This window comes from Mesorhizobium sp. M7A.F.Ca.MR.245.00.0.0 (assembly GCF_003997415.1).
Taxonomy (GTDB): Bacteria; Pseudomonadota; Alphaproteobacteria; order Rhizobiales; family Rhizobiaceae; genus Mesorhizobium.
This window is the reverse complement of sequence record NZ_RZTE01000024.1, coordinates 1-22,597: the sequence shown is the minus strand read 5'-3', so window position 1 is coordinate 22,597 and position 22,597 is coordinate 1. Positions and strand designations below refer to the sequence as shown.

The window sequence follows — 22,597 nt, the reverse complement described above, 5'->3', positions numbered from 1 at the left end:
GCCCGCCGGTCAATTGTCCGCGCCAGACCGGCCCTCAGGCCGACTTGAAGCGCGCCATCAATTCGGCGCGGCCCGGATCGGTCAGCGTTGCCGCCGCGCCGAATTCCAGCGGCGTCAACAGGTCGGCCGCCGGATAGAGGATCGGATTGTCGAGCACTTCCTTGGGCAGCAGCTTATTGACCCGCGCATCGGTCGACGGCGCACCATTGGCCAAATGCTCCTTCACCGCCACCTGCGGATTCATCAGGTAGTTGAGCAGGGCGTAGCCGGCCGGCTTGTTCGGCGCATCTTTCGGAATGGCGTAGAAATCGGTCCAGATCTCGCCGCCTTCCTTGCCCAGCACATAGGCGATCTCGGGAATGTCGCGATGCAACTGCGCGCCATCGTTCGTCCAGCACATCGTCATCCAGGCGTCGCCGGCGCGCATCCCCGGCTGGTAGTCGGAGGAGACCGCGAACAGATGCGGCTTGACCTTGAGCAGCAGTTCCTCCGCCTTGGCGAGCTCGTCTTGCTTCAACGAGTTGAACGAATAGCCGTAATATTTCAGCGCATTGCCGATCGTGGTCAGCTGGTAGTCATGCACCATGGTGCGGCTGTCGCCTTCCGCCATGGCGGTGTCCCAGAACTCCTTCCAGCTGGTCATCGGCTTGGTCAGCTTCTTGGTGTTGACGGCAAAGCCGGTGGTGCCCCAGTTCTTCGGCACCGCATAGGTCACCGCATCGATCGTGCCTTCCCCGGTGAAGCGGGGATCTTGCTGCGAGCCGTCGAAATTCGGCAGCTTCGCCATCTCCAGCGGCTCGATGATGCCGAGCTTCTTATAGGTCGAGATCGTGTAGTTGGTCGGCACGAACAGGCTCCAGCCCGAGGCGCCTGCCTGCAGCTTGGCCAGCATCTCCTCGTTGGAGCCGAACACGTTGACCTCGACGGCGACGCCGGTGTCCTTCTTGAAATTCTCGAAGGTCGCCGGGTCATGGTAGTTCGGCCAAGTGGCGATCGACATGCGGTCGCCAAGGCTTTCGGCGGCAAAGGCCGGTGTCGGCATGATGCCGATCTCGCGCGCCATCACCGCCGTGGCAATGCCAAGGCCGGTGAGGCCGAGGAAGTCGCGGCGGCCGATCGAGCCGCGCTTCAAACGCATCAGCTGATCGACAAAATTCTTGGGGCTTATCGGCAGTCCGTCACGATATGATTTCGACATGTTTATCTACCCTCTGGTTGGCCCCGTTGTTCTTGGTCTCCGCAAACGCCAGCGGCGTTCCGGAGGCAAAGCCGATGGCGACGGGTTCACCCGGCTTGAAGAGATTGCCGTGACCGATCAGGTGATCGGCCTTGGCCAGCAGCGTTCCGATGCCCTGGACCTCGATCGCGTATTCCGCTGTCGAGCCGAGGAAAATTCGGTTGCGGACGATGCCCTTGAATGGACCGCTTGTCTGGGCACCAAGACTGAGCGATTCAGGACGCAGGCTGACCGAAACGGCCTCACCTTGCTGCAGGGCGGTGCGCTTGCGCGCTGCAATGACGGTGCCATCGGCAAGCGCCACCTCCACCAGATCGCCCGAATGTCCGGCGACGGTGCCGCTCAGCAGGTTTGTCTTGCCGACGAAATCGGCGACGAACAGGTCGGCCGGTTCGTCATAGATCTCGCTCGGCTGCCCGAGCTGGACGATGCGGCCGCCGTTCAGGACGCAGACGAAATCGCTCATCGACAGCGCTTCCTCCTGGTCGTGCGTGACCAGCACGAAGGTGATGCCGATCTCGCGCTGCAGGTTCTGCAGCTCGATCTGCATGTCGGTGCGCAGCTTCTTGTCGAGCGCAGCCAGCGGCTCGTCGAGCAAGAGCACCGCCGGCTTGTTGACCAGGGCTCGTGCCAGCGCCACACGCTGCTGCTGGCCGCCCGACAGTTCATGGATCTTGCGGCGGCCATAGCCGGCGAGCCGCACCATTTCGAGCGCCTCGCCCGCTCTTGAGGCGATCTCGCGCGAAGACAGCCTTGGCCGCGCCTGGCGCAGCCCGTAGGCGACGTTGTCCTCGACATCGAGATGCGGAAACAGCGCGTATTGCTGGAACACCATGTTGACCGGCCGCCGGTAGGGCGGCGTCCCGGCCATATCCTGGCCGCGAATGAACACCCGGCCTTCGCTCGGCTGTTCGAAGCCGCCGATCATGCGCAGGCAGGTGGTCTTGCCGCAGCCGGACGGCCCGAGCAACGCGACAAAGGCGGAGGGCGGGACAGCGAGATCGATGCCGCTGACCGCGGTCACCGCGCCATAGCGCTTGGTGACGCCGCGAAACTCGATGTCCGGCACTGCGGTCAAGGCTGATGGCTCCAGCAACAGGGCAATGTCGGGACGCTACCAGAGCCAATGGCGGCTAGTATATACCTCTCAGGTGGTATATCTGATCTATTTTCTCGTTTAAGGGGGTATAGATTGTCCCGCAGCGACGAATACAGCCAGCTCGCCACGCTCGTCGCGGCGACGCGGGAGACCAGCGGCGACCTGTTCGGCAATGCGCTGGTCGATTGGCTGCGGCTCCATGTCGGCTTCGACCACTGCGTGGTGTTCGGCTATCGCGGCGCGGCGCGCCCGCCGCTGCTGTTCGAGACCTTCTCGCCGGCCGAAAGCCACGTCTTCGTCGCGCTCTATCAGGAGGGGCCGTATCTGCTCGACCCGTTCCATCATGCTGCGGTCGAGCGCAAGGAAGGCTTCTGGCGCATGCGCGAACTGGCACCGGACCGTTTCTATGCCAGCGAGTATTTCCGTTCCTACTACAGCCAGACCAGGCTGGCCGAGGAGGTCGGCTTCTTCGTGCCTCTGCCGGGCAAGGATGCGCTGGTGCTCTCACTGATGCGGCTGCGCGCTTCAGGCCCGTTCGGCACCGCCGATGCCAGATTGCTGCGCGACATGGCGCCGGCGGTGATCAGCTTCGCCAGGCTGCGCTGGCCCACCCTTCCGGCCGATGAACCTGCAGAGGCGCAGCAGGACGAGACGACCACTCCGGTCAACGAGTTCGACCGCGCCCACATCTGGCAGAGCCTGTCGCTGACGCCGCGCGAAAAACATGTCGTCGACCTGGTGCTGCAGGGGCATTCGACGGAATCGATCGCCAGGGCCATGCGCATCGTGCCGGGTACCGTGAAGGTCCATCGCCGCAACATCTACCGCAAGCTCAAGATCAAGTCGCAGGCTGGCCTGTTCGCACGTTTTGTCGAGATCATCGACGCGCGGATAAGGTAGCTACTTCGCCCCGCCGTTTACCTGGGCAATCGCTTCGGATTTCGAATCCGCGTCACTTTTTTGCGAACGCCGGCGCTGCCCCTCACCTGCCTGCCGGCATCCTCTCCCCGTATAGGGACGGGGAGAGGGGCGCAGTAATTACCGGTTTCGCCAATCTTCAACGTTGCAAGACAGGCGACGAGGTTACCGCGAGCCCCTTCTCCCCGTCACTATACGGGGAGTCGAGGCGTGGTCCGCGCAGCGGACGAAAAGCCAACTGCTTGGCTTTTCGAACAACGAACGCCCGGCAGGGCGATGAGGGGCAGCGCAGACCTCGACAATTGGGTGGATTGCCCATGACGATTGATCAGGCTATCGCGTCGCCGTTCCACGACCCGGTCTCGACCATCTGCTTCAGCAGCGGCGCCGGCTTGAACACGTCCTTGCCTGTCCGTTGATGCCAGTACTCGAGCCGCTCGATGATCCTGGCCGGGCCTTCGAGGCCAGCCCAGAACATCGGCCCGCCCTTGCCGATGGGGAAGCCGTAGCCATTGACCCAGACGACATCGATGTCGGACGCGCGGGCCGCTATGCCTTCCTCCAGGATCTTGGCGCCCTCGTTGATCAGGGGGTAAAGCGTGCGCTCGATGATTTCCTCCGCACTGATCGCGCGCGGCGCGATGCCCCTCTCGGCGGCCTTGTCGCGGATCAGCGCCTCGACCTCCGGATCCGGGGCCGGGGTACGCGAACCGTTCTCGTAGATATAGAACCCCCGGCCGGTCTTCTGGCCGAAACGTCCTTGCTCGCACAGCGTGTCGGCGATCACGGCCGACAAGCCACGCGCCTTGCGGTTGCGCCAGCCGATGTCGAGACCGGCGAGATCGCCCATCTGGAAAGGCCCCATCGGCCAGCCGAAATCGGTGAATACCTGGTCGATCTGGCTGGGCATCGCGCCTTCCAGAAGAAGCGCTTCCGATTCCGAGCCGCGCGCGGCCAGCATGCGGTTGCCGACGAAGCCGTGGCAGACGCCGACGACAACGGCCACCTTGCCGATCCGCCGCGCCAGGTCGACGACGGTCGCCAGCGCATCGGGCGCGGTCTTGTCGGCGCGCACGATCTCCAAGAGCTTCATGACATTGGCCGGCGAGAAGAAATGCAGGCCGAGCACGTCCTGCGGCCGCGAGGTCGAGGCGGCGATTTCGTTGATGTCGAGATAGGAGGTGTTGGTGGCGAGGATCGCGCCCGGTTTGGCCACCGCTTCGAGCTTGCCGAACACCTCCTTCTTGACCGCCATGTCCTCGAACACCGCCTCTACGATCAGGTCGCAATCGGCGAGATCGGCATAATCGGTGGAGCCCTTGAACTGGGCGAGCCGCTCGCGCTTGGCGACTTCACTTAGCGAACCGCGCGTGACGGACACCGAGTAGTTTCTGTCGATCGTCGCCAAGCCGCGCTGCAATGCCTCATGGCTGGTTTCCAGCAAAGTCACGGGATAGCCGCCATTGGCGAAGGCCATGGCGATGCCGCCGCCCATCGTGCCGGCGCCGATGACGCCGACGCGGGCAATCCTGCGCTTGACGATGTCTTTTCCCGAAACCTTTGCCGCCTCACGTTCGGCGAAGAACAAATGCCGCTGCGCCCGCGACTGGTCGCTGCCGACCAGTTTCACGAACAACGCACGTTCCGCCGCCAGCGCCGCATCGAAGGGCAGCGTGACGGCATTGCGCACCGACAGCGCACAGGCGATCGGCGCCTCGAGCCCGCGCGCCTTCCTGGCGAGGTCCGCAGCCTCCGCGTCGAAAGCCGCGAGGTCGGTCTCCTTGAGCCCCTCATTTCGATCGCGCACCGGCGTGAAGGGGCCACCCTTGCGGGCAATTTCCCTGGCGAAGTTCACGGCATGCGTCGTCAGATCGCCTTCGAAGACGGCATCGACGAGACCGGCGGCATGCGCCTCGGTCGCACCGATCGGCGTACCGGAGACGATCATCTTCAGCGCCTTCAGCGCGCCGACCAGGCGCGGCAGCCGCACCGTGCCGCCGCCCCCCGGCAGCAGGCCGAGCTTCACCTCCGGCAGGCCGAGCTTGGCGCCGGCATCGGCGACGCGGAAATGGCAGCCCAGCGCCAGCTCCAGCCCGCCGCCGAGCGCGGTGCCGTGGATGGCGGCCACCGTCGGCTTGGCGATGGTCTCCAGCATAGCCACGATGACGCGCAGCTCCGGCTGCTGCATCGGCTTGCCGAATTCGGTGATGTCGGCGCCGGCGACAAACGTCCGGCCGGCGCATGCAATGACGATGGCGGCAACCGAAGCATCGTCGCGCAACTCAACGAGCGCCTGCATCAGCGGTTCGCGAACATGAAAACTCAGCGCGTTGACCGGCGGGTTGTCGATAGTGACGACGGCGACGTCGCCGTCACGGCTGACCTTCACGAAATCGGACACGCAAACCTCCCAGCGCTATTCAGCGGCCGTGGCCGCGCGAACGGGATTTACAGCGCCATGACGTCGAAGGGAACCGGATGTCGGCCTGGCACAATGATTACAGGCCTGGGACGACGAAGGCGGAGCCTACCGCGGCGCCTTCTGCCCGCCCGCCGCCGTGATCACCCCGACAATGATCAGCCCCGTCAGCAGCAGCCTTACGCCGGCACTCACCCCAAACGTGTTGAGCATGGTCAAAAGCAGCACCAGGAACAGCGCCGCGCCCCAGACGCCGGGCACGTTGGCCTTGCCGCCGGCGACCGACGTGCCGCCGATGACCACGACGGCGATCGAGGCCAGCAGATATTCATTGCCGATATCGACATTGGCGCCGCGGAAATAGCCGGCGAGCAGCGCGCCGTCGATGCCGCCGAGCGCGCCCGACAGCGTGTAGGTGAGGAAGCGGATGCGGCCGACATTTACGCCGGCGAGCCAGGCGGCGCGGATATTCTGGCCGATCGCCAGCACCGAGCGGCCATAGATCATACGCTGCAGCGCGATGGCCGCACCGATGGTGAACAGCACGGTGAGGATGGCCAGCACCGGAACGCCCAGTATCTGCCAGTTGGCGAAATCGGCGAAGCCCGGCGGCGGCTTGATCTGCAGCCCGCGCCCATAGCTGATGTCGATCGACTGGATGATGAAGCTGGCCGACAGAGTGGCGATGATCGGCGGGATGCGCAGCGCCCAGATCAGCAGATAGTTGGCGGCGCCGATCGCCGCCCCGCAGGCAAGCGCCGCCAGCAGCCCGACCGCGATCATGGAATCATTGCCGTCCATCACTTTCATCGCGACGGCGCTGGCAAGGCCGATATTGGCCGGCAGCGACAGGTCGACATTGCCCGGGCCGAGTGTGATGACGAACATCTGGCCGACGCCGACAATGACGGTGAACACCGCCAGCGACAGGGCCGCCGTCACCATGCCGCCGGCGCCATAACCGCCGGTGAAGGCGATCGTCGCCAGCCACACCAGAAGCGCGCCAATGAACGACCAGATCCAGGGTTTGGCGAGCAGCGATTTCACCGATGTCATCGCTCACCTCTCCTTGCGGCTGATCAGCACCCGCGCCGCCAGCACGATGATGAGGATGGCGCCGTTGGCGGCAACCTGCCAATCGGGTGGAATGTGCATGAAGGTGAGCAGCGGCGAGGCCGCCAGCGCCAGCGTCAGCGCGCCGATCACAGCACCTATCGGCGACACCCGGCCGCCGACGAATTCGCCGCCGCCGAGGATGACGCCGGCGATGGCCAGCAGCGTGTAGCCGTTGCCGATATTGGCGTCGGCCGAGGTGGTGATGCCGATCAGCGCCATTCCGGACAGCACGCCGAACAGACCGGCCAGCGCAAACAGCACGATCTTGGTCTTGAGCAGCGACCAGCCGGCGCGGCCGAGTGCCGCCGGATTGCCGCCGGAGCCGCGTAGGATCACGCCATAGGAAGTGCGCATCAGGCCGAAATGAACGATGAGGCCGATCAGCAGCGCGGCGATGATCGGGAACGGCACGAAAGGCGGCTTGAACGCCATCAGCCCGAGCAGCCAGTCCGGCGCCTTGCCGCCCGGTTTGGGCAAGACGAGAATGGCAAGCCCCTGCCAGACGAAACTCATGCCGAGCGTCACCACGATGGACGGCAGATTGCGCAGATGGATCAGCGCGCCGAGCAGTGCATAGACGCCGATCGATCCAAGCAGGATGACGGCACCGATGAGCGGCGCGTCCTTCAGCCAGGTCGCCGTGACACAGCCTACGAAGCCGACGAAAGTACCTATCGACAGGTCGAGCTCGTTTCCGGCGATAACGAACATCTGCGCGATGGTCGCCAGCGCGATCGGGATCGCCAAATTGAGCATCAGGCTGAATCCGAAATAGCTGATGGCGCGCGGGTTGAGCCAGGCGATGGCGAGCAGCACCAGCGCCAGCGACAGCGCCGGCAGCAGCCCGCGCAACAGACGGGCACGGGCCAGTGCGCCTCGCTCGGCGGACGTCCTGGCGGCGGTGTCGAGGCTGGCGGCCGTCATCTCAGGCCGCATCGCCGAAGGAGGACTGGATGATCTTCTCTTCGGTCAACTCGTCGCGGCGCAGATTGGCGACGATGCGGCCGTTCTTGAAGACATAGATGTGATCGCAATTGTCGAGCTCTTCGGTTTCCGTGGTGTACCAGAGGAAGGTGCGGCCTCGGGCAGCCTCTTCGCGCACGAGGTCGTAGACCTCCAGCTTTGTGCCGATGTCGACGCCGCGCATCGGGTCGTCCATCAGCACGATCTGCGCGTCCGAGCCGAGCGCGCGGGCAAACAGCGCCTTCTGCTGGTTGCCGCCCGACAGCGAGAAGATGTTGTTGTTCATATCGGGCGTGCGGATGCCGATCTTCTTCTGCCAGAATGCAGCGAGTTCGGCCTCGCGCTGCGGCGAGATCAGCAGCCCGCTGCGCAGCCGCGCCAGCGAGCGGATGCCGATATTCTGCGCGATCGACCATTGCGGAAAAATGCCGTCCGACTGACGGTCGCCGGCGACCAGCGCCACCGGCGCCGTCACCTCGATGCCTGCCTTGGCGCGCGATGCAGCAGTGAAGATCGCCAGCAGCAGGTCGGTCTGGCCATGGCCAGCCAGCCCGGCAAGGCCGATGATCTCCCCGGCACAGGCGACAAGGTCGGTGCCGTCCTTCTGCGCGGCGGGCCGCGCCCGGACCCGCAGCGGACTGGCGGCGGGCTTGGCAGCCGTGATTTGCGCCGCGATCTTCTGGCGCGCCTCCGCTCCGCCCATCGCCGTCACCAGCCGGTCGCGGTCGAAGGCACTGGCGGCGTCGGCGACAACCACCTTGCCGTCGCGCATCACCACGATGCGATCGGCATTGCGCAGCACCTCACCCAGCACATGCGAGATCAGGATGCAGCTTTTGCCGCCGGCGACGAAGCGGCGCACGAAGGCCAGCAGCTGGCCCGCCGTATGCGCATCGAGCGACGATGTCGGCTCGTCGAGGATGACGAGGTCGAGACGATCCTGGGTGACGGTGAAGGCGCGCGCCACTTCCACCATCTGGCGCCGACCGATCGACAGGTCGCCGACAATATCGGACGCCGAAATGCTGTGGCCCGGAAAGATCTCGTCGAGCTTGGCAGCGATCAGCTCGGCCGCCTTGCGCCGCCAACTGAGCCCGCGCAGCGAAGCGTGGTTGATGCGCGTGTTCTCGGCGACGCTGAGATTGGGGCACAGCGACAGTTCCTGGAAGACGCAGCGTATGCCGAGTTGCTGCGCGCGCGACACCGAGTAATTGTCCTCGGTGTCGCCATGCACGCCGATCTTGCCGCTGTCGGGCACCAGCGTGCCCGCCACCATGTGCATCAGCGTCGATTTGCCGGCGCCATTGTGGCCGACGAGACCAACGCACTCGCCGGGGCCGACATGGAAATCCACGCCACCCAGTGCGCGAACGGCGCCGAAATGCTTTTCGGCGCCGTTCAGTCTGATGATGTCAGCGTTCCCTTCAGGCATGCTCAACGATATCCGCTCGATGATCCGGAGGGCAACGCTTGTTCAAGGCTCACTTGATGTTGGCTTTGATGGCCGCGATCGCGTCTTCCTGCGTGTATTCGTGGCTGGCGACGCCGCCCTTGGGGATCTTCGGCAGCTCGGCCTCGAAATCGTCCTGTGTGAAGGCCAGATACGGCACCAGCAGATCGTGCGGAATGTCGGTGCGGCCGTCGAGCACCTGCTGCGCCACCCAGAAGGCGAGCGACGACACGCCGGGCGCGATCGAAGCCGACCAGGTCTGGTAGCCGTCCTTGTCCTTCTGCTCCTTCCACCACTGCAGCTCGTCCTGGCGGTTGCCCATGATGATGGTCGGACGCGGCTTGCCGGCGGCGGCGAAGGCCTGGGCCGCACCGTAACCGTCACCGCCCTGGTCGACGACGCCTACGATGTCGGGCAGCGACGGCAGGATGGTCGCCACCGCCTTCTGCGCCGTCGTCTGGTCCCAGTCGCCGGTCACCGAACCGACGATCTTGAACTCGGGATGGGCGGCGACGCCTTCGAGGATGCCGGCATGGATGGCATCGTCGATCGAGGTCCCGGCAAGCCCACGGATTTCCAGAAGATTGCCGCCCTTGGGCTGGAACTTGGCCATCTGCTCGATTTCCTGCTTGCCCATGTCCTTGAAGTCGACGACGACACGGTAGGCGCAAGGTTCGGTCACGGTGCCGTCGAAGGAGACGACGACGATGCCGGCATCGCAGGCCTGTTTGATGGCGCCGTTGAGCGCATCCGGCGAGGCCGCGTTGATGACGATCGCGTCATAGCCCTGCAGGATCAGGTTCTGCACCTGTGCTGCCTGCGTCGGCACCTCCTTGTCGGCGGTGGTGAAGATGTCGGCCGCGCCGACGATCTTGTCGGCGACCGCCTTCTTGGTGACGATGCCATAGCTGTCGAGCATCGCCTGCCGCCAGGAATTGCCGGCATAATTGTTGGAAAAAGCGATCTTCTTGCCACTGGTGTCGGCCAGCGCCGTGCCCGAGGCGAGCATTGCCGCCAGAGCGCCCAGAACGAACAGTTTCTTCATGTCGTTATCCTCCCAGATGTGTTGACTGCTGCATTCCCACCGGCTTTGACCCCGGCCTCACTCCCAACTCTGATTTGAGCACGGATTGTCGCGAGCTCAAAACAGTCTCAATCCCGGCACGCGCACCCTGAGCCGGTACAGCGACGTCGACGCGGTGATGTAGAGGCTTTGCAGATCGTCGTCACCGAAGGTGAAATTCGCGCAATCCTCGGGCGTCCGGATGACGCCAAGAATGGCACCCGAGGCGTCGAAAATGTGGATGCCGCCGGGTCCGGTGCAGTAGAGATTGCCGCGGCTGTCGATCTTCATGCCGTCGGGCGCCCCCGGCCCCTCGCCCTCGGTCACCGCCCACACCGCGCCGCCATTGAGGTCGCCATTGGCTTCGACGCCGAACACCCTGACGTGCCCGCGTTCGGTGTCGTTGATGAACAGCCGCGACTCGTCCAGCGAAAAGCAAAGCCCGTTCGGCTGCCCGAAATCGTCAGCCAGCAATGTCAGCCGGGCGCCATCGCCATCGATGCGGTAGACGCCCTGGAACGGCAGGTCCTGAGAGCGTGGTACGCCATAGAACTCCCTCCGGCCATAGCCCGGATCGGTGAAGTAGATCGATCCGCCGGTGGCAACGACGATGTCGTTCGGGCTGTTGAGCTGCTTGCCCTGATGGTGCGTGGCAAGCACCGTCGCGCTGCCGTTGGGCTCGGCGCGGGTCACCCGGCTTGTTGCGTGCTCGCAGGTGACCAGCCGCCCCTGGCGGTCCAGCGTGTTGCCATTGGCCTTGTGGCTCGGCGCGCGGAACAGCTCGATCTCACCCTCGGCATTGCGGCGATAGATCCGGCTTTCCGGAATGTCGGAAAAGACCAGCCATTTTTCGTAGGGGTGCCAGACCGGCCCTTCGAGGAAGCCGAAGCCGCTCGCCAGCGTCTCAATGGTCGCATCGCCGACGACATCGTCGAAGCCGGAATGGCGCGCACGCGCCGACACCGACATCATCGGCTCCCGGCGCGAACAGCCGTGCTACTCCGCATGGTGACGAATGGCATGAGCGCTTCCCGTTATAGTCTTCTTGTTGGGGCAGAGCGTAGGCGCGGTACCGACGAGCCGATACGGGTCAAAGCGCACGGCCGACTGTGCGTTTGCACAGTCGGCCGTGCCTATAGAGCACAGGATAGCGACGACGTCAGATCAGGGCCGGCGACCACTCCGCAAAAGCGCGGTCAAGGTTGCGCTCGCGCACGCCACCGCCACGAGCACGACCACGCCGGCAGAGTTGGACTCCTGCCGTGCTCGAGCTCAGTCGTGCTGCGCGGGTAAAGGGCTGTCAACCAAGGTGCCCAGGTCGGACCGGCTGCCGTGCCGAACGGAATAGGCGCGCGTGAACTCGGCGCCGAGGAGGAAAATTTCCGACGAGTAGTAAACCCAGAGCAGTATAACGAGCAGGCCGCCAGCGGCGCCATACGAAGACGCAACCGCGCTGGTGCCGATATACCAGCCGATAAGCGATTTTCCCAATGTGAACAGGGCCGCGGTCCCGACAGCGCCAATTGCCACATCGCGCCATTCCAGGGTTCGATCGGGTAAAACCTTGTAGATGGCGGCAAACATCACGGAGATAAGTGCAAACGAAACGACGCCATTGATTCCGCTGAGTATGATCGTTCCGAACGGCAGATAGGCGTTGATGAAATCCCCCAGTGCCGAAATCGCGGCGCTTGCGATGAGAGAGACCAGCAACAGGAAACCGAGTGCGGCCACCAACCCCAGGCTGGCGGCCCGTGCCCGCACCAGACGCGACAGGGAATTGCCTTGCGGTTCGATCTTCCAGATTGTGTTCAACGACTGCTGCATTTCGCCGAAGACACCAGACGCGGCCACCAGCAAGGTGACCAGCCCTATGATCGCGGCCCAGGTGCCGTACAGGCTGTCGGATGCACTTTCCAGCGCAGTCTTCAGGAGATCGGCGCTTTCCGGCCCCATGAGCCCTGATATCTGCGCGGACAAGGCCAATTGTGCGGCATCGTGGCCGAAGACGAGACCAGCAATCGCAACCACGATCAGCAAGATCGGCGCCAGCGAGGTGGTGGCATAGAAAGCCATCGCAGCACCATGGCTAAGCGCATTGTCGTTGATGAAGCCGACTATGCTTTCACGCACCAGATGCCATGAATCTGTGATTGAGGGTCGCACTTCGGGTCCGCAGGCATTGAGTTGGCGTTCACTAGCAATGCGCCTGACCTTCCGAAGTTCCGGGGCGTGGCCGCCGCTGTTTCAGTGCTCCGCCAGCCAGGCATCGAGCCGGTCCTGTTCGCGGCGCAGTGCGTCGATGTTGATCAGGCCACGCGCCATGGCGAGATAGATCGCCCGTGTCCGCGAGTTGAACACGGAAGCATCGCCGGCGCCGTCCTCCGCCGGCACGATGCCGAGCTTGTCGTAGCAGTGCTTGATGCGGCTCTGCGCACCACGGATCGACAGGCCGCGCCGCGCCGCGATCGCCCGGTCGGTCAGGCCGAGCGCGATGTCGATCAGGCTCTCATATTCGCCGTCGGTGATGCCCTCGAACTTGTCCTGCACGCGGTGCTGGATGCCGCGGATTTCGCGGTCGATGATGCAGTGGCCTTCGCGGAAAACCCCGCGCAGCGCGGACCGCATGCCCTCCTCCGTCGCCGATTTGAGCACATAGCCGTAGACCGAACCGGGCGGGACGATGCGCGCCACGCCGCGCACATAGGCTTCGTCGGCGAAATTCGACCAGAACAGGATGTGCGTGCCGGCGCGACGGTTCCAGATCGCCTTGGCAACTTCGATTCCCGTCGCCTTGGGCATCTGCAAATCGAGCACGACATGCAGTGGCTCGCGCTCAGTCGCCAGGTTGATGGCGTCCTCGCCGTCGCTCGCCTCGATCACCTCGACGTCGCCGGGCCACAGCTGCTCCACCGTCCGCCGCGCGAAGCTACGGTGCAGCCCGTCATTCTCGGCGATCATCACAAGCATCACATGGCCTCCGATACGGCGAACTCGCCAGGCACCGCTGCAGCCGCCGCCAATTCTCGCGACGGCTGGCGGTCGATCTCGACGACGACACGGGTGCCGCCGTTCTTGCGGCCGGCCTGGCCGATGCGCAGCCGCGCCCCGATAAGGGCTGCCCGCGTGTGCATATGGCCGATGCCGCCATACGCAGCCGGGTCGACGGTGCCGCAGCCCTGGCCGTCATCCGTCACGATCACCCGCAGCACACTCGCGGTCGACGCCAGCAGCACGTCGATGCGGTGCGGCGCGGCATGGCGAACGGCATTGTTGATCGCTTCCTGCACGATCCGGTAGAGCGCGGTCCGCACTGGCTCCGGCAAACTGTCGGCGCCGCCGTCGCTGGTGTCGGCGATGCGCACGGCGATCGGCGGCTTGGCCTTGCTGACACTGCGGTTGAGATGCGCTTCGACCGCATCGCGCAGGCCGAACAGTTCGAGCACGCTCGGCCGCATGGCGTCGACGATGTGGCGCAGTTCCGTCAGACAGCCGGCGACCTCCTGCTCGAGGTCGGCAAGCTGCGCGGCCCGCGCCACGCCCTGGCCGCGCAAGGCCGAAAGCTGGCGCGCGATGCGGGCGAGATCGGCAAGCGTCTGGTCGTGCAGGTCCATGGCCATGCGGCGGCGTTCGCGCTCCATGCCCTCGGTCAGTTGCGAGGCGCCGACCCGCAGCAGTTCGACGCGGTTGCGCGCCTCGCTCTCGGCCAGCATGGCGCGGCGCGCCTCCTCGGTCTGGATCAGCGCGAAGATATAGGGCGCGATCAGATCGGCGCATTGCTGGGCGACCGCGACATCGGCAAGCGTGTAGCAGCCGATTTCGTGCCGACTGATATTGAGCGCGCCGATGACGCTACCGCGCGCCCTGAGCGGCACGATGATGCGGCTGCGCAGCTTGGCCGCGAAAATCGGCTCGTCGAAAGCGCCGGCAAAATGAAAACGGTCGTCGACAAGCGCGTTGTCCGACAACAGGTAAGGTGTCTTGCCCCACAACACGAAGCGAATCGGACTGCCTTCCACCGGATGCTGGGCGAGCTCGCTCCAGCTGGTGTGGAAACCGGCTTCGTAGCAGGCATGCATGCGCCCATCGTGAGACAGCACAGCCAGATCGATATGGTCGTGCGGAATGAGCGTGCCGATCTCGATGGCGGTCGCGCGGAACGCCGTGCCGGGATCGATATGGCCGGCAAGCGCCCGCGATATCGCCAGCAGCCGGTCGATCAGGACCAGGGACACTTCCGCCATTGCTTTCACGATCCTCCCGTGCCGCGAAATAGTGGACGCATGCCGCCGCCGCTGTCAACGACGGCGCCGTTGACTATAGGAATTTTTTCTTGACTCGGTGACCTCAGCTATGGTACATTTTTGTCCATGGTGCTGATTTGCGCCAGTGACCCGCCGCACAGGCGGGTTGTTCGCTTGATGCTCCGTCAGCCAATGGCGGGCGAAGGCTCCGAAGAAACCCGTCAGCCCGAGTTCGTTGCCCTGCCGTTGGACCGGCCGATCAACTTGCGGTGCAATGATTGTAAAGGGTTCGCGTCCTGGTCTAGGGAGGAGGCCAGGAGACCGAACAGAATGCCAGTGACGCAAAACGTTGCTCCGGGCGCCCCGGGAATCCCGGCGCGCTGGACATCAAGCGCCAAGAGTGGCGTCGGAACGTCGCTTTCGCCGGCCGGCCGGATTTGGTTCACGATCAGTCACGGCATCCTCAACGAAATCTACTATCCGCGCGTCGACAGCGCCTGCACCCGCGACCTCGGCTTGATCGTCACCGGTCCCGGCGGCTATTTTTCGGAAGAGAAACGCGATGCCGTGCATACGATCGAACCGTTCGAGGACGGCGTGCCCGCCTACAGGCTGGTCAACACGGCTGATGACGGCGCCTGGCGGATCGAAAAGCGCATCCTCGCCGACCCGGCGCGCCCGGCTCTGCTGCAGGAAATCACCTTCACGGCGCTGAAAGGGGTGCCCGGTGGCTACCGCGTCTACGCGCTTCTGGCGCCGCATCTGGTCAATGCCGGCATGGGCAACACCGCCTGGGTCGGCGAGCACGAGGGAAAGCCCGTGCTGTTCGCCTCGGGGCGCGGCTCTTGCCTGGCGCTGGCCTCGTCGCAGCCCTGGCGCACCGGCTCGGCCGGTTATGTCGGTTTTTCCGACGGTTGGCAGCAACTCCACGACACCGGTGAGCTCGACGCTGCATACCAGCGGGCCGAGGACGGCAATGTCGCGCTGACGGGCGAGATCGGCTTTTCCGCCACAGAGACCAAGGCCTTGCTGGCGCTTGGGTTCGGCGCGACATCGGACGAGGCCGCGGAACATGCTTTCGCCAGCCTGAAGCAGGGTTTTGAACCCGCGGCGAAATCCTATCTTCAGAACTGGCGCAATTGGCAAAAGGGCTTGCTGCCGCTGGACGACCGGCACGCGGTGCCCGGGATCAACTTCTATCGCGTCTCGACGGCGGTACTGGCGACGCACCGGTCGATCGCGACGCCAGGCGCCGCGGTCGCCAGCCTGTCGATCCCGTGGGGGTTCAACAAGGGCGACGACGACCTCGGCGGCTACCATCTGGTCTGGCCGCGCGATCTGGTCGAGACGGCGGGCGGCTTTCTTGCTGCCGGCGATGCTGCCTCGGCCCTTCAAATCCTCGATTACCTCAGCTCCATCCAGCAGCCGGACGGCCATTGGCCGCAGAACGCCTGGCTTGACGGATCGGCCTATTGGCCCGGCATCCAGATGGACGAATGCGCCTTTCCGCTGTTGCTGGCCGATGCTTTGCGCCGCGCCGGCCATTTGCCGCGCGCCAGGCTCATGACCTTCCTGCCGATGATCGAGCGCGCCGCCGGCTATGTCGTGCGCAACGGACCCGTCACCGGCGAGGACCGCTGGGAAGAAGATGCCGGCTACAGCCCGTTCACGCTCGCCGTCGAAATCGCCGCACTGCTTGCCGCGGCAGACCTGCTCGACGCCTGCGGCAAGACAGACGCCGCGACCTATCTGCGCGAGACATCAGACGTCTGGAACGACCAGGTCGAGCGCTGGACCTACGTCACCGGCACGGCGATCTGCAGTCAAGTCGGCGTCGAAGGCTACTATGTCCGCATAGCACCACCCGACAGCGCCGAAGCGGGTTCGCCGAAGGACGGCTATGTCCCGATCAAGAACCGGCCGCCCGGCGACACCGACCGGCCGCCCGAGGAAATCGTCAGCCCGGATGCACTGGCACTTGTCCGCTTCGGTCTGCGGGCGGCTGACGATCCGCGCATGACAGACACGGTCAAGGTCATCGACGCGCAATTGCGCTGCGATCTGCCGCAAGGGCCGCTCTGGTACCGCTACAACGGCGATGGCTACGGCGAGCATGAAGATGGCGCGCCTTTCGATGGCACCGGCCAGGGTCGCCCCTGGCCGCTGCTGGCCGGCGAACGCGCCCACTACGAGCTGGCGGCGGGGCGCAGGGAAAAGGCGGCAAGCCTGCTGGCTGCGCTGGAAGGCTCGGCCGGATCGGGCGGCCTGTTGCCGGAGCAGGTCTGGGACGGCGCCGATCTGCCGGAACGCGAACTGCTGCACGGCCGCCCCTCGGGCAGCGCCATGCCGCTGGTCTGGGCGCATTCGGAGCATATCAAGCTGCTGCGCTCGCTGCGCGACGGCGCGGTCTTCGACATGCCGCCGCAAGGCGTCAAGCGCTATATCGAGGACAAGACCGTATCGCCGTTCAGAACCTGGCGGTTCAACAACAAGATCCGCACCATGCCGGAGGGCAAGACGTTGCGCGTCGAATTGTTGGACCCGGCTACAGTCCACTGGAGCACCGACAACTGGGCGACCGCCCACGACAGCCATACGGTGGAGAACGCCTTCGGCATCCATCTTGCCGATCTGCCTGCGGCAAGCCTCCCCGAGGGAAGCACGCTGCTCTTCACTTTTTTCTGGCCCGGGACCGGCGATTGGGAGAATGTCGACTTCTCCGTCATATCGGGCGACCAAGATGGCCAGTAGATCACAGCCAGTAGACCTTCCCTCAATAACCCCGCAAATCTCTTAGAAAACAGGGACGAAACCATGCAGATCGGAATGATGGGACTGGGCCGGATGGGCGCCAACATGGTCCGGCGCCTGATGCGCGACGGCCACGAATGCGTCGTCTACGACATCAACCCGGCCAGCGTCGCGGCCCTGGTGACCGACGGCGCGTCAGGGGCGGCCTCGCTGGAAGAATTCGTCGGCAAGCTGGCCAAGCCGCGCTGCGTGTGGCTGATGCTGCCGGCCGCGATCACCGGCAGGATCATCGACCAGGTGGCGGCCTTGATGGAGCCCGGCGACATCGTCATCGACGGCGGCAATTCCTATTACCACGACGCCGTCGACCAGGCGGCGAAACTGGCCGGCAAGGGTATCCATCTTGTCGATGTCGGCACCAGCGGCGGCGTCTGGGGCCTGGAGCGTGGCTACTGCCTGATGATCGGCGGCCCAGACGTGGCGGTGCAGCACCTCGATTCGATCTTCGCCACGCTGGCGCCGGGCGCCGATGCCGGCTCCAATCCGCCTGGGGATGCCGGCACCGCGCCCTTCGGCTATCTGCATTGCGGACCGAGCGGTGCCGGCCACTTCGTCAAGATGGTGCACAACGGCATCGAATACGGCGTCATGGCCGCCTATGCCGAAGGCATGAACATCCTGAAGTCGGCCAATGCCGGCAAGCGGCAACGGACGGCGGACGCCGAGACCAGTCCGCTGGAAAACCCGCAATACTACCAGTTCGACATCGACCTTCCGCAGGTGGCCGAGGTCTGGCGGCATGGCAGCGTTATCGGCTCCTGGCTGCTCGACTTAACGGCTGGCGCCTTGAAAAGCGATCCGGGCCTGGTGAATTTCGGCGGCCGCGTCTCGGATTCCGGCGAAGGCCGCTGGACGCTGAAGGCGGCGATCGACACCGGCGTGCCGGCTCCGGTGCTGTCCTCGGCGCTGTTCGACCGCTTCTCCTCGCAGGGCGAATCCGAATTCGCCGACAAGCTGCTCTCCGCCATGCGCTATGCCTTTGGCGGCCATGTCGAGAAGCCGAAGGCCGGCAAGTGACGACACCGGGGGAGACACGCGCATGAGCCAGGAACGGTCCGACACGCTGGTGCTCTTCGGGGCAACCGGCGACCTCGCCCACAAGAAGATATTTCCAGCCCTTTACCAGATGGTCGCCAAGGGCACGCTCACCGAACCGGTGATCGGCGTCGCCTTCGACGCCTGGGACCTCAAGCAGTTGCAGGCGCGCGCCCGCGACGGCATCGTCAATGCGCTCGGCAAGATCGACGAGAAAGCGTTCGCCAAGTTCGCTTCGCTGCTGCGCTACGTCAGCGGCGACTACCGCGATGGAGCGACGTTCGAGAAACTGAAAAACGCCCTCGGCACCGCGCAGCGGCCGCTGCATTACATGGCGGTGCCGCCGACCATGTTCGAGACCGTCGTCCAGGGGCTGGAGCAATCAGGCACCGCGCATGGCGCGCGGCTGATGGTGGAAAAGCCCTTCGGCCACGACCTGCAATCGGCGCGCTGGCTGAACCGGGTCCTGCATCTGGTGTTCGACGAGCAGTCGATCTTCCGTATCGACCATTATCTGGGCAAGGAAGCGATCCAGAACCTGCTCTATTTCCGCTTCGCCAATTCGCTGCTCGAGCCGATCTGGAACCGCAACTACGTCGAAAGCGTGCAGATCACCATGGCCGAGGATTTCGGCGTCGAGGGACGTGGCCGCTTCTATGACGATGTCGGCTGCATAAGGGACGTCATCGAGAACCACCTGCTCAACATCCTGTTGCTGCTTGCCATGGAGCCGCCTGTCGGCCGGTCCGCCGACGACCTGATCGATGAGAAGGTGCAAGTGCTGCGCGCGATCAGGACGCTGACCAAAGACGATGTCGTGCGTGGCCAGTTCACCGGCTATCTCGCCGAACCGGGCGTGGCGCCGAACTCGCCCGTCGAGACCTTCGCGGCGGTGCGTTTCTTCGTCGACACCTGGCGCTGGCAGGACGTGCCGTTCTTCATCCGCGCCGGCAAGAACATGCCGGTGCATGTCACCGAAGTGGTGGTGCGGCTGAAGCGGCCGCCGCTCGATGTCTTCGATCCGATCAAGCCCGCTGACCAGAACTACGTCCGCTTCCGCATCGACCCACAGGTGGTGATCGCCATCGGAGCACAGCGCAAGGCGCCGGGCGACGACATGATCGGCGAGCAGGTCGAACTGACGGCGCTCGACGATTCAAAGGGCGACATGCCGCCCTATGAGCGTTTGATCGGCGACGCCATGAACGGCAACGGCCAGCTCTTCACCCGCCAGGACGCCAGCGAACTGGCCTGGCGCATCGTCGGCCCGGTGCTTGGCGACACCACGCCGCCGCATCTCTACGAGCCGCTCACATGGGGACCGGCGGACGTCATGGCCGGGTTCGGGCCGCCCAATGGCTGGATCGATCCGGTGAAGTGAGAGGACCACACGATGGCCAAGGCGGTGAAGCAACCTGCATCGGGCACCGAGAAGCCGGACACTGAAAAGATCGTGCTCACGATCGACATCGGCGGCTCGCACGTCAAGATCCTCACCAGCGCCGGCGGCGAGGAGCGCCGCGCCGATTCGGGGCCGGGCCTGACGCCGCAGCAGATGATCGACGTGGTCAACAAGCTCGCCGAAGGCCTGTCCTACGACGTCGTCTCGATGGGCTATCCCGGCCCGGTCAATCACAACAGGCCGCTCGCCGACCCCGCCAATCTCGGCAAGGGCTGGGCTGGATTCGACTTTGCGGGCGCGTTCGGCAAACCGGTGAAAGTGGTCAATGATGCGCTGATGCAAGCCATCGGCAGCTACGAGGGCGGGCGCATGCTGTTCCTCGGGCTCGGCACCGGTCTCGGTGCGGCGATGATTGCCGACAACGTCGCCCAACCGATGGAACTCGCGCATTTGCCCTACAAGAAGGGCAGGAGTTTCGAGGATTATGTCGGCGAACGCGGCCTGGAAAAGCGCGGCAAGAAGAAATGGCGCAAATACGTCTTCGACGTCGTCGACCGGCTCCGTGCCGCCATGCAGCCGGACTATGTCGTGATTGGCGGCGGCAACGTCGACAAGCTCGATGAATTGCCCACCGACTCCAGGCGCGGCGACAACACACGCGCCTTCGAAGGCGGGTTTCGTTTGTGGCGCGACAAAGCGCTGATAGTCTGATACTGTTATTGTTTAATATAGTTGTTCAAAATAACGTGTGACCTGACATCAAGTCGTTGCAATACGCAGATTTGCCGACTAGGAATCCCGCGCTACACCAACGCCATTCGTCCCGTGGACGCACGAAGGACGCCATAGCATTTTGATTTCGCGCATGATCCTTTCCGGAAGTCGAATCCGATTTTCAGGTCATTCGCTGTAGACGGAGAAATAGAGTGACCGACGATAGCAACAGTGCCCGTAAAGACATCGATCTGCTCGAGCTGACCGCCCACATCGTGTCCGCTTACGTCGAGAAGAACCGCTTGCCCGCCTCCGGCCTGGCCGACCTCATCGCCAGCGTCAGCGCCTCGATAAACGCGCTCGGCAAGCCTGCGGTCCCGGTGGCTGCCCCCCTGGTCCCGGCGGTCAACCCCAAGAAGTCGGTGACACCCGATTTCATCATCTGCCTCGAAGACGGCAAGAAGTTCAAATCGCTGAAGCGTCACCTGGGCGTGCATTTCGGCCTGACACCGGACGCCTATCGCGCCAAATGGGGCTTGCCGTCGGACTATCCGATGGTCGCTCCCAACTACGCGGCCTCGCGTTCGCTGCTGGCGAAATCCATCGGCCTCGGCCGCAAGGCTGCCCCCGTGAAGGCACCCGCCAAGGGCAGGAAGGCCAAGGCCTCGGCCTGAATATTCAGTCCTGAGCCAACAGTTAGGACGACTGGAACAGAAGCCTGCCGGCGAATCCGCCTTGGCAGGCTTCCTATTTTTATGGCTTGGATGGGCCGGGCAAGGTCTTTGGGGGAAGCCATGAACTACACCAGGATGGTGATCGAGAAAGAAGCGCCGGAAGAATATGGCTATGACCGTATCCGCTACAATCTTTCGGAAAGTTCGATCGCCGACCAGAAGCTCTCCGACATCGGCCTGTCGCTGCCTGATCTCACGCTTTTCTATGGCGAGCATCGCGGCGACAATCAGTTGCGAGCCCTGATCTCGGCGCAGGATGCCGGCATTTCGCCGGATGATGTCCTGGTCACTGCCGGTGCCGCGGGCGCGCTGTTCATCATCTCGACCTCGCTCTTGTCGGCCAATGACCATCTCGTCGTCATCAGGCCCAACTACGCCACCAACATCGAAACCCCAAGGGCGATCGGCTGCGCCATCAGCTTTGTCGACCTGGCCTTCGAGGAAGGCTTCGCCGTTGATGTCGAACGCGTCAAGGCGGAGCTGCGGCCGGACACGAAGCTGATCAGCGTCACCTGCCCGCACAACCCGACCGGCACGATGATGAGCCGAACCGAGCTCAATGCGCTGGTTGCGCTTGCCGAAAGCAGCAACGGCCGTCTGCTGGTCGACGAGACCTATCGCGACCTTTCCTACGGCCGGCGGCTGCCGACGGCTGCCTCACTCAGCCCGAAGGCGATCAGCGTCTCGTCATTGTCCAAGGCCTTCGGCATTCCCGGCATCCGCATCGGCTGGCTGATCACCCGGGACGCTGAGCTTCAAGAGAAATTCCTCGCCGCCAAGGAGCAGATCGGCATTTGCGGCAGCGTCATCGACGAAGGCATTGCCCGCGGCATGCTCGAACGCCGGGACGCTTTCCTGGCGACGCTGCTGCCCGAAATGGCCAAGCGCCGCGACATCGTCCAGGCCTGGATCGATCGCGAACCGCTGGTCGACTGGGTGCGGCCCGAAGGTGGCGTCGTCGGCTTCCCGCGCCTCAATGTCGAACCCGGCTTCGACCTCGACCGGTTCTATGCGAACCTGCTGGAAAACCATGGCGCCTATGTCGGACCCGGCCACTGGTTCGAGATGGAGAAGCGCTTCTTCCGCGTCGGCTTTGGCTGGCCGACGGAAGCCGAATTGCGCGGCGGCCTCGACGCCATCTCCGCCGCGCTGCGGCAGTAAGTTTCCCGTGCCAGCGACCGGCTGATGCTACTGCGTCACAGCGACCGTTCATAGTGGCCAGCGTCTGCGCCGCCCCTCACCTGCCTGCCGGCATCCTCTCCCCGTATAGTGACGGGGAGAGGGGCGCTATTATCACCGGTTTCGCCAATGACCAGCATTGCAAGAAGAGCACAGTCGTTGCGGCCAGCCCCTTCTCCCCGTCACTATACGGGGAGAAGTGCCCGGCAGGGC

General features: G+C 64.3%; 18 protein-coding genes. 7 read left to right on the top strand and 11 right to left on the bottom strand.

The window, feature by feature from the left end; genetic code table 11:
• Nucleotides 1-34: 34 nt before the first annotated feature.
• Both EOB80_RS22230 and EOB80_RS22225 read right to left on the bottom strand, forming a co-directional pair.
• Complete coding sequence (locus EOB80_RS22230) at nucleotides 35-1,198, bottom strand: spermidine/putrescine ABC transporter substrate-binding protein (RefSeq protein ID WP_127322184.1); 1,164 nt, start codon at nucleotides 1,196-1,198, stop codon at nucleotides 35-37.
• Nucleotides 1,179-2,315 (bottom strand): ABC transporter ATP-binding protein, encoded by a 1,137-nt coding sequence (locus EOB80_RS22225; protein WP_127329751.1) that lies wholly within the window; start codon nucleotides 2,313-2,315, stop codon nucleotides 1,179-1,181. The genes EOB80_RS22230 and EOB80_RS22225 overlap by 20 nt, the downstream gene beginning before the upstream one ends.
• 114 nt (nucleotides 2,316-2,429) lie before the next feature.
• Between EOB80_RS22225 and EOB80_RS22220 the strand changes: the two genes are divergently transcribed.
• The gene (locus EOB80_RS22220) at nucleotides 2,430-3,236 is read left to right on the top strand and encodes a LuxR C-terminal-related transcriptional regulator (RefSeq protein WP_127329749.1); all 807 of its coding nucleotides are present in this window, start codon (nucleotides 2,430-2,432) and stop codon (nucleotides 3,234-3,236) included.
• A gap of 346 nt (nucleotides 3,237-3,582) precedes the next feature.
• On the opposite strand, the gene EOB80_RS22215 is transcribed toward EOB80_RS22220, so the two are convergent.
• From EOB80_RS22215 to EOB80_RS22175, 9 genes are all read right to left on the bottom strand, one after another.
• Nucleotides 3,583-5,655: a 3-hydroxyacyl-CoA dehydrogenase NAD-binding domain-containing protein gene (locus EOB80_RS22215; RefSeq protein ID WP_127329747.1), complete on the bottom strand. Its 2,073-nt coding sequence runs from the start codon at nucleotides 5,653-5,655 to the stop codon at nucleotides 3,583-3,585.
• Nucleotides 5,656-5,781: 126 nt separating this feature from the next.
• Nucleotides 5,782-6,729: an ABC transporter permease gene (locus EOB80_RS22210; RefSeq protein WP_127329745.1), complete on the bottom strand. Its 948-nt coding sequence runs from the start codon at nucleotides 6,727-6,729 to the stop codon at nucleotides 5,782-5,784.
• Between the two features lie 3 nt (nucleotides 6,730-6,732).
• Complete coding sequence (locus EOB80_RS22205; RefSeq protein ID WP_164762681.1) at nucleotides 6,733-7,713, bottom strand: ABC transporter permease; 981 nt, start codon at nucleotides 7,711-7,713, stop codon at nucleotides 6,733-6,735.
• Nucleotide 7,714: 1 nt separating this feature from the next.
• A complete protein-coding gene (locus EOB80_RS22200) occupies nucleotides 7,715-9,184 on the bottom strand; it encodes a sugar ABC transporter ATP-binding protein (RefSeq protein WP_127329741.1) in 1,470 nt (489 codons plus the stop codon).
• Nucleotides 9,185-9,233: 49 nt separating this feature from the next.
• A complete protein-coding gene (locus EOB80_RS22195; protein WP_023811211.1) occupies nucleotides 9,234-10,247 on the bottom strand; it encodes an ABC transporter substrate-binding protein in 1,014 nt (337 codons plus the stop codon).
• A gap of 96 nt (nucleotides 10,248-10,343) precedes the next feature.
• Entirely contained in the window at nucleotides 10,344-11,234 is an 891-nt protein-coding gene (locus EOB80_RS22190) for an SMP-30/gluconolactonase/LRE family protein (RefSeq protein WP_127329739.1), read from the bottom strand.
• 303 nt (nucleotides 11,235-11,537) lie between these two features.
• Complete coding sequence (locus EOB80_RS22185) at nucleotides 11,538-12,398, bottom strand: YihY/virulence factor BrkB family protein (protein ID WP_281035277.1); 861 nt, start codon at nucleotides 12,396-12,398, stop codon at nucleotides 11,538-11,540.
• Between the two features lie 114 nt (nucleotides 12,399-12,512).
• Nucleotides 12,513-13,235 carry a response regulator transcription factor gene (locus EOB80_RS22180; protein ID WP_127329737.1) on the bottom strand — a complete coding sequence of 241 codons (723 nt, stop codon included), beginning with the start codon at nucleotides 13,233-13,235 and terminating at the stop codon, nucleotides 12,513-12,515.
• Nucleotides 13,235-14,509, bottom strand: a complete 1,275-nt coding sequence (locus tag EOB80_RS22175; RefSeq protein WP_127318790.1) for a histidine kinase — start codon at nucleotides 14,507-14,509, stop codon at nucleotides 13,235-13,237. The genes EOB80_RS22180 and EOB80_RS22175 overlap by 1 nt, the downstream gene beginning before the upstream one ends.
• Before the next feature lie 330 nt (nucleotides 14,510-14,839).
• Between EOB80_RS22175 and EOB80_RS22170 the strand changes: the two genes are divergently transcribed.
• From EOB80_RS22170 to EOB80_RS22145, 6 genes are all read left to right on the top strand, one after another.
• Complete coding sequence (locus EOB80_RS22170; protein WP_127329735.1) at nucleotides 14,840-17,260, top strand: glucan 1,4-alpha-glucosidase; 2,421 nt, start codon at nucleotides 14,840-14,842, stop codon at nucleotides 17,258-17,260.
• A gap of 63 nt (nucleotides 17,261-17,323) precedes the next feature.
• The gene (gene gnd / locus EOB80_RS22165; protein ID WP_127329733.1) at nucleotides 17,324-18,337 is read left to right on the top strand and encodes a phosphogluconate dehydrogenase (NAD(+)-dependent, decarboxylating); all 1,014 of its coding nucleotides are present in this window, start codon (nucleotides 17,324-17,326) and stop codon (nucleotides 18,335-18,337) included.
• A gap of 22 nt (nucleotides 18,338-18,359) precedes the next feature.
• Nucleotides 18,360-19,736, top strand: coding sequence for a glucose-6-phosphate dehydrogenase (gene zwf / locus EOB80_RS22160; protein ID WP_127267460.1), 1,377 nt, complete (start codon nucleotides 18,360-18,362; stop codon nucleotides 19,734-19,736).
• A 12-nt stretch (nucleotides 19,737-19,748) separates the two neighbouring features.
• On the top strand, nucleotides 19,749-20,468 hold the full coding sequence (locus EOB80_RS22155) for an ROK family protein (RefSeq protein WP_127329731.1): 720 nt from the start codon (nucleotides 19,749-19,751) through the stop codon (nucleotides 20,466-20,468).
• Nucleotides 20,469-20,683: 215 nt separating this feature from the next.
• Entirely contained in the window at nucleotides 20,684-21,145 is a 462-nt protein-coding gene (locus EOB80_RS22150; RefSeq protein WP_127270031.1) for a MucR family transcriptional regulator, read from the top strand.
• Nucleotides 21,146-21,265: 120 nt separating this feature from the next.
• Complete coding sequence (locus EOB80_RS22145) at nucleotides 21,266-22,366, top strand: aminotransferase class I/II-fold pyridoxal phosphate-dependent enzyme (RefSeq protein WP_127329729.1); 1,101 nt, start codon at nucleotides 21,266-21,268, stop codon at nucleotides 22,364-22,366.
• Nucleotides 22,367-22,597: the final 231 nt, after the last annotated feature.